The sequence below is a fragment of the Serratia marcescens genome (assembly GCF_001902635.1).
Taxonomy (GTDB): domain Bacteria; phylum Pseudomonadota; class Gammaproteobacteria; order Enterobacterales; family Enterobacteriaceae; genus Serratia; species Serratia marcescens_F.
In genome coordinates this window covers 149,146-157,241 of the sequence record NZ_MJAO01000014.1, presented here as the reverse complement: position 1 = coordinate 157,241, position 8,096 = coordinate 149,146, and the positions used below count along the sequence as shown (strand labels likewise).

Annotated in this window: 6 protein-coding genes; 4 read left to right on the top strand and 2 right to left on the bottom strand. The window is 61.5% G+C overall.

Going from position 1 to position 8,096, the window contains the following annotated elements:
• Both BHU62_RS15555 and BHU62_RS15550 read left to right on the top strand, forming a co-directional pair.
• Nucleotides 1-1,434: spermidine dehydrogenase (locus BHU62_RS15555; RefSeq protein ID WP_073532808.1), on the top strand; the 1,434-nt coding region annotated here is incomplete at its 5' end.
• Complete coding sequence (locus BHU62_RS15550) at nucleotides 1,431-2,615, top strand: c-type cytochrome (protein WP_073532807.1); 1,185 nt, start codon at nucleotides 1,431-1,433, stop codon at nucleotides 2,613-2,615. The genes BHU62_RS15555 and BHU62_RS15550, both read left to right, overlap by 4 nt.
• 37 nt (nucleotides 2,616-2,652) lie before the next feature.
• Here the strand turns inward: BHU62_RS15550 and hmpA are convergent, their stop codons facing one another.
• Nucleotides 2,653-3,843, bottom strand: coding sequence for an NO-inducible flavohemoprotein (gene hmpA / locus BHU62_RS15545; RefSeq protein WP_073532806.1), 1,191 nt, complete (start codon nucleotides 3,841-3,843; stop codon nucleotides 2,653-2,655).
• A 356-nt stretch (nucleotides 3,844-4,199) separates the two neighbouring features.
• On the opposite strand from hmpA, the gene glyA reads away from it, so the two are divergent.
• Nucleotides 4,200-5,453 carry a serine hydroxymethyltransferase gene (gene glyA, locus BHU62_RS15540; protein ID WP_073532805.1) on the top strand — a complete coding sequence of 418 codons (1,254 nt, stop codon included), beginning with the start codon at nucleotides 4,200-4,202 and terminating at the stop codon, nucleotides 5,451-5,453.
• 156 nt (nucleotides 5,454-5,609) lie between these two features.
• On the top strand, nucleotides 5,610-6,755 hold the full coding sequence (locus BHU62_RS15535) for a 3-phenylpropionate MFS transporter (protein ID WP_073532804.1): 1,146 nt from the start codon (nucleotides 5,610-5,612) through the stop codon (nucleotides 6,753-6,755).
• Here the strand turns inward: BHU62_RS15535 and csiE are convergent, their stop codons facing one another.
• Nucleotides 6,756-8,021 (bottom strand): stationary phase inducible protein CsiE, encoded by a 1,266-nt coding sequence (csiE, locus tag BHU62_RS15530; protein ID WP_073532803.1) that lies wholly within the window; start codon nucleotides 8,019-8,021, stop codon nucleotides 6,756-6,758.
• Nucleotides 8,022-8,096: the final 75 nt, after the last annotated feature.

Here is an 8,096-nt window from a genome sequence, read left to right as displayed (position 1 = left end):
GTCGATATTGATCAACTGGAGCAGGCGTTTGATACCACCTTCTACCCGGACCTCAATCTGAGCCGCGGGGTTTACTTCGACCGCAAGAACTTCGGCGTCGACAAGGTGGTGAGCGGCGATCCGGGCCGCACGGTGGCGGACGACATTCCGCGCGATCGTCTCAACGGCCGCTCTTACGAAGCGTTCATCGGCGACTTCCCGTTGCCGGAGAGCGACCGCCAGGCGCTGATCGCGCTGCATACGGTAGAGAAAGATTACCTGCCGGAAATGAACCTGGAACAGAAGGTCGAATGGCTCGACACCCACAGCTACACCCAATTCTTGCGTGAGAAGGTGGGCCTGAGTGAGCTGGCGATCCGTTATTTCCAGCAGACCACCAACGACTTCCAGGCGGTGGGCATCGACGGCACTTCGTGCAGCGATGCGCGCATCTGCGATCTGCCGGGCCTCGGCGGCATGAACCTGCCGCCGCTGGACGAAGAGTCGCAGGCGGATCTCGACGATCCTTACGTGTTCCACTTCCCGGACGGCAACGCCACGTTGACGCGCCTGATGGTGCGCAAGCTGATCCCGGCGGTGGCGCCGGCCGGCAAAGACATGAACGACGTAGTGCTGGCCAAGTTTGACTATAGCCAGCTCGATCGGCCGGAATCGCCGGTGAAGCTGCGTTTGAACAGCACCGGACTGCACGCGGCCAACGTCGGCGACAAGGTGGAAGTCACCTATATGACCGGCGAGAAGATGGCCAAAGTGCGCGCCGGGCAGGTGGTGATGGCCGGCTACAACATGATGATCCCGTACCTGGTGCCGGAAATGTCGCACGAGCAGCAGGAGGCGCTGAAGCAAAACGTCAAGTCGCCGCTGGTGTACAGCAAGGTGGTGATCCGCAACTGGCAGCCGTTCATCAAGCTGGGCGTGCACGAAGTCTATTCGCCGGCCGCGCCGTACAGCCGCGTGAAGCTGGATTACCCGGTGAGCATGGGCGGTTACCAGCATCCGCGCGATCCGGATCGGCCGATCGGCCTGCATATGGTGTATGTGCCGACGCTGCCGGGCAGCGGCCTCAGCCCGCGCGAGCAGTCGCGCAAAGGGCGCGCGCTGTTGCTGGGCACGCCGTTCGAGGTGCATGAACAGATGATCCGCGAACAGCTGCAGGGCATGCTGGGCGAGGCCGGTTTCGACCACCAGCGCGACATTCAGGCGATCACCGTCAACCGCTGGTCGCACGGTTACTCTTACTTCCTCAACGGGCTGTTTGACGACGAAGAAGAAGCCAAGAAAATCATTGAAACGGCGCGGCAGCCGATCGGCAAGATCGTTATCGCCAACTCCGATTCCGACTGGAGCCCGTACGCCAACTCGGCGATCGACCAGGCGTGGCGTGCGGTTAACGAACTGGCCTATGGCAAGGTTGCCGCCAAGGAGGGAGCATGAGTCTGCGTTCGCTGTATCTGTTGAGCCTGTTGGCGGCCGGCGGCTCGGCCCAGGCGATGTCGGCTGGGGAATACGTTGCCAAAGCCGGTGATTGCACCGCCTGCCATACCGCGCCGGGCGGCGCCGAGCTGGCGGGGGGCATGAAATTCCCGACGCCGCTCGGGGCGATCTACGCCACCAATATCACGCCGGACAAGCTGCACGGCATCGGTGCCTATTCGTTCGAGGAGTTCGATCGCGCGATGCGCCAGGGGATCGCCAAAGACGGTCACCGGCTCTACCCGGCGATGCCGTACACCTCGTACGCAAAAATGAGTGCGGAAGACATGCGCGCGCTGTATGACTATCTGATGAATGAGGTGCTGGCGCAGAACGTCGCCAACCGTGACAGCGACATCAGCTGGCCGCTGTCGATGCGCTGGCCGCTGGCGGTGTGGAACCAGCTGTTCCACGACGATCAGCCGTATCAGGCGGATCCGCAGCAAAGCGCCGAATGGAACCGCGGCGCCTACCTGGTGCAGGGCGCGGGCCACTGCGGCAGCTGCCACACGCCGCGCGGTTGGGCGATGCAGGAGAAGGGGCTGGACGGCAAGGAGCCGGTGTTCCTGAGCGGCGCCGAGCTGGACGGCTGGTACGCCTCCAATCTGCGTGGCCTGCCGCCGGAAGAGGTGACGGCGCTGTTGAAAACCGGCCGCAGCCGTCATGCGGCGGTCGCCGGGCCGATGAGCGAGGTGGTGACCCACAGCACGCAGTACCTCAGCGACGGCGATCTGAACGCCATCGCGGTGTACCTGCGCAGCCTGGCGCCGGAAGCCGCCGCCAAAGCCGCTGCACCTGCCGTGCAGGCGAATAATCCGGGCGGCGAGGCGACCTACGCGATGTACTGCTCGACCTGCCACGGCAACAAGGGCGAAGGCACCGATTTTGCCATTCCGGCGCTGGCGGGCAATGCCACGGTAACGGCGGACAACCCGCTGACCGCGCTGCGCGTGGTGCTGGAAGGGGCGCATACGCCGACCACGCAGCACGCGATGGCGTTCGATATGCCGGCTTACGGTTGGGCGTTGAACGACCGGCAGGCGGCGGATTTGATGAGCTATCTGCGGGGAAGCTGGGGCAACCAGGCGGCGCCGGTGACGGTGCAGCAGGTGCAGGACGCGCGCCAACTGCAGGAGAAATGATGCTGGAGCGCGGCCCGGCGGCCGCGCTCCGGAGGCATTACAGCACTTTATGCGGGCCGAAGCATTCGTAGTGGATGCGTTCGGCCTCTACGCCCATCTCCAGCAGCTGTTTGCCCACGAACTGCATGAAGGCCACCGGGCCGCAGAAGTAATAATGCATCTGCGGATCGGCCAGGCTGCCTTGCAGCGCGCTCAAATCCATCAATCCGCGGCTGTGGTAATCGCGGCCTTCCACGTCATCGGCACCCGGCTCGCGGTACCACACATGGCGGCTCAGATTCGGCATGCGCCCGGCGATACCCGCCACTTCATCGGCAAAGGCGTGCACGCCGCCGTTTTCCGCCGCGTGCAGCCAGTGGACCTGCGCCTGATGCTGGTTGTCGTGCAGGCTGTTGAGCATGCCGAGCATCGGGGTTTGGCCGACGCCGGCGGAGATCAGTGCCACCGGCGTGGTCGGTGCCACGTCGAGGAAGAAGTCGCCGTGCGGCGGAGCGATGTAGATCACGTCGCCTTCCTGCGCCTGCTGGTGCAGATAGTTGGACACTTTACCCTGATCTTCACGCTTCACCGCGATGCGGTAGAACTCGCCGTTCGGCGAGGTGGTCAGCGAATACTGGCGAATTTCCTGATGTTCCAGGCTGTCGTGCTTGATGTAGACCGCCAGGTATTGCCCCGGTTTGAAGTCCGCCACCCGGCCGCCGTCCACCGGCGCCAGCACGAAGCTGCAGATCACGTCGCTCTGCGGCTGTTTCTTCAGGATGCGGAACGCGCGCAGATCGCGCCAGCCGCCGTTGTCGGTTTCGCTCTGCTGATAAATCTGCTCTTCACGCTGGATGAACACGTTGGCCAGCACGCCGTAGGCTTTGCCCCAGGCGTCCAGCACTTCCTGACCCGGGCTGAACATTTCGTCGAGCGTCGCCAGCAGGTGGCCGCCGACGATTTGGTACTGCTCCGGCTGGATATTGAAGCTGGTGTGCTTCTGCGCGATGCGCTCCACCGCCGGCAGCAGCGCCGCCAGGTTCTCAATGTTGGCGGCATAGGCGCAGATGGCGTCGAACAGCGCCTGACGCTGATCGCCGTTGCGCTGGTTGCTCATATTGAAAATATCTTTCAATTCCGGGTTGTGCGCGAACATGCGATCGTAAAAGTGGGCGGTCAGTTTCGGCCCGGTCGCAGCCAGCAGGGGAATAGTGGATTTCACGGTGGCGATGGTTTGGCTATCCAGCATGGAAGCGCTCCTTAGATGTGGGATCTGACGACATTTTAATGATGTATTTTAAATGCATCTTATTGGGTTCCACACCGCTTGTAAATACCCTTGTTTTCGTTACGGTGTTCCTTACCCGTCGATCGGGCTCACAGAACATGAAAAAACCGCAGGGTTAGCATGAGGAAATGTCCGTTGATAAACGGCCGCGTTTCGCGGATCAAAGCCTTGCGCCGCCTTATGCCAATCGTTTGCGTAAAAACCTCTGTCAAGACCTATCTTCGGTAGGGCGAAACGGTTTACACTGTGGCCCAGACCCCAAACGGGTAGTTATTTGGTGATTTTTTAGTTAGCTGATTTAAGTCAGGAGATGCCGGATGTTAAAGCGTGAAATGAACATTGCCGATTACGATGCGGAACTGTGGCGTGCCATGGAGCAGGAAGTGGTGCGTCAGGAAGAGCACATCGAGCTGATCGCGTCTGAGAACTACACCAGCCCGCGCGTGATGCAGGCTCAGGGTTCCCAGCTGACCAACAAATACGCTGAAGGCTATCCGGGCAAGCGTTACTACGGCGGCTGCGAATACGTGGATATCGTTGAGCAGCTGGCTATCGACCGCGCCAAAGAATTGTTCGGCGCCGATTACGCCAACGTGCAGCCGCACTCCGGCTCCCAGGCTAACTTCGCCGTTTACACCGCGCTGCTGCAGCCGGGCGACACCATTCTGGGCATGAACCTGGCGCATGGCGGCCACCTGACCCACGGTTCCCCGGTCAACCTGTCCGGCAAACTGTATAACGTGGTGCCTTACGGCATCGACGAAAAAGGTCAAATCGACTATGACGATCTGGCCAAGCAGGCGCAAACCCACAAGCCGAAAATGATCATCGGCGGCTTCTCCGCCTACTCCGGCGTGGTTGACTGGGCCAAGATGCGCGAAATCGCCGACAGCATCGGCGCTTACCTGTTCGTCGACATGGCGCACGTGGCGGGCCTGATCGCCGCCGGCGTGTACCCGAACCCGGTTCCGCACGCGCACATCGTTACTACCACCACCCACAAAACCCTGGCGGGCCCGCGCGGTGGCCTGATCCTGGCGAAGGGCGGCGACGAAGAGCTGTACAAGAAGCTGAACTCCGCCGTGTTCCCTGGCGGCCAGGGCGGCCCGCTGATGCACGTGATCGCCGGCAAGGCGGTGGCGCTGAAAGAAGCGATGGAGCCTGAGTTCAAGGTTTACCAGCAGCAAGTGGCGATCAACGCCAAGGCGATGGTCGAAGTGTTCCTGCAGCGCGGCTACAAAGTGGTCTCCGGTGGCACCCATAACCACCTGTTCCTGCTGGATCTGGTCGACAAAAACCTGACCGGTAAAGAAGCTGACGCCGCCCTGGGCCGCGCCAACATCACCGTCAACAAGAACAGCGTGCCGAACGATCCGAAGAGCCCGTTCGTCACCTCCGGCGTGCGTATCGGTACGCCGGCCGTCACCCGTCGCGGTTTCAAAGAAGCCGAAGTGCGCGAGCTGGCCGGTTGGATCTGCGATGTGCTGGACAACATCAACGATGAAGCCACCATCGAACGTACCAAGAAGAAAGTGCTGGATATTTGCGCCCGCCTGCCGGTTTACGCATAATCCCGCTTTTGCCTGACAAAACCCGCTGCGGCGGGTTTTTTTATGGCCGCTCGCGGCAAACTGTGAACTGTTTGGCACTCTAATGCATTGAAGTGGAATGAAGATTGCGGGGCGGTGTGAGCTCTGTCAAAGTATTGCCCTCACTCCGGAGGGATCATGGTTCTGCAATCAACGCGTTGGCTCGCTCTCAGTTATTTCACCTACTTCTTTTCTTATGGCATCTTCTTACCGTTCTGGGGCGTGTGGCTGAAAGGCGAGGGCATCGCGCCCGAAACCATCGGCATTTTGCTCGGCGCCGGTTTGGTGGCCCGCTTCCTCGGCAGTTTACTGATTGCGCCTCGCGTTAAAGATCCCTCTCATTTGGTCTCCGCCCTGCGCCTGCTGGCGCTGCTGACCCTGGCCTTCGCCGTCGGTTTCTGCTTCGGCAACGGCTGGGGTTGGTTGATGTTGGTGATCGCCGGTTTCAACCTGTTCTTCTCGCCGTTGGTGCCGTTGACCGACGCGCTGGCTGCCACCTGGCAAAAGCAAATCCGCATGGACTACGGCCGGGTGCGGCTGTGGGGCTCGCTGGCGTTCGTTATCGGCTCGGCGCTGACCGGGCAACTGGTGGCGGTATGGGGGCATAACGCTATCCTCTACAGCCTGATCCTCGGCGTGCTGGCGATGCTGCTGGGCATGTTGTTGAAACCCACCGTCATGCCGCAGGGCGAAACGCGCACGCACAGCGAGGCCGAGCGTTCGCTGTGGGCGTTGCTGAAAGAAGGGCCGGTATGGCGCTTCCTGCTGTGCGTCACGTTGTTGCAGGGCGCGCACGCCGGTTACTACAGCTTCGGTTCCATTTACTGGCAAGAGGCCGGCTATTCGGCGTCGACCATCGGCTATCTGTGGGCGCTGGGCGTGGTGGCGGAGGTGATCATCTTCGCCAGCAGCAACCTGCTGTTCCGCCGCTGGAATGCGCGCAACCTGCTGTTGCTCTCCGCCTGCTGCGGTGTGCTGCGTTGGAGCCTGATGGCTTACAGCACCGAACTGGGCTGGCTGCTGCTGATCCAGATCCTGCACTGCGGCACCTTCACCGTCTGCCATCTGGCGGCGATGCGCTTTATCGCCGCGCGCCAGGGGCAAGCGGTGATCCAGCTGCAGGCGGTGTATTCGGCATTGGCGATGGGCGGCGGTATCGCCGTCATGACGGTGATCGCCGGGTTCCTGTTCGAACATTGGCAGGGTGGGGTATTCTGGGTGATGGCGGCGGTGGCAGCGCCGGCCTTGTTCATCCGGCCGCCGGCGGTCAGCGTCAGCCGCTGATCAGGGGGCTTCCAGCAGCGCGCGGATGGCCTGGCGCTGCCGGTGCTCCAACGGCAGTTCGGTATAGATCAGCGGCGGATGCGGTTCACTGTGCACCGCCGCATAGGGGGTGATGACCAGCGCGACGCCCTGTGGCGCCCCGGCGCGCAGATAGTCGCGCAGCGGCAGATACTTGATGTTCAGCGGCAGTAGCGTGAGTTCGCGGATCTGATACTCCACTTCCTCTTCCAGCTGCGGGTTGTCCAACGTCAGCAACACCACCTGCTTTTCCTGCAGCGCATTGTCCTGCATCAGCCAGGCGCCGAAGCTGATCGCCACCAGGCCCGCCTCCTCGTTGGAAAAATGCACGTCGTACTCCAGCTCCAGCGGTTGCAACACTTCCTGTGTGGTGCGCATTAAGCGCGGATATTTGCGCACCACTTCTTCCAGCAGCATATTGTCGATGCCGATGGCGAAACGGCAGCGCTCCAGCGCCGGCGCCAGGTGGGCGAACAGCTGGCTAACCAGCTCCGCCGTGCTGCTGAAAGCCATGCCGGAAAGCTGTTGGAAACGCTCGACCATGTTGTCGATCGCCGCCATCAACCGTTGCTCTTCCGCCGAGTCATTGCTGTGGTAACAGTGGTTTTTCAGCATGGTAAACGTCAGCGCCAGAAAATCACGCTCGTCCTCATGCGGCGGCTGGCTAAATAACTGATTGCACGCGTGATGCAGCCAGGCGGCGGCGTGCTGTTCCGGTTTTTGCCGCAGCCAGTCGCGCTGAATGGCGTCGAAGCGCGGGTGGCGCTGCAGGTGGTTTTGCCAGGCGCAGTAGAACAGGTAATGCTGCAGGAAATGGCGGTCGCGCGCGTCGAAATGGCGGTGGAGCAGCGGCTCGCAGGCGTCGATCGCCTGAGCCAGTTGCGATCTCGGCCCTGCATCGGCCGCCAGCGCTTGCCGCAGGCGCGGGGCGAAATCGCGTTCGACAAACTGCGGGCTACAGCGCAGGGCGCGTCGCAACCAATGGATCAGGCATAGGCGTTGGTTGAGCGCGCTTCCCCGTAGTTGGTAGCCAAGGTCGGGATCGACGGCGATCTCCAGGTGGTGGAAACGCTGGATTTCACTGGCTACCTCGGCTATATCTTGCCGGGTGATAGGGGGGGCGACGCCATTGATGCGGCTTAGGGTCTCCAGCTTTAACTCGGGCTCCGGCGTGTACAGCATCAGCAGCAGATGGCAGCGTCGTTGTTGTCCGGAGAGCTCAGGCACGGGAGAAGTGTCCAGGCTCATATCACCTTCTGGTAGATAAGGTTGCGATTATGCCTAAGCATAGCAAAAGGCTTTGTAACAGCAGGGGTACTGTGC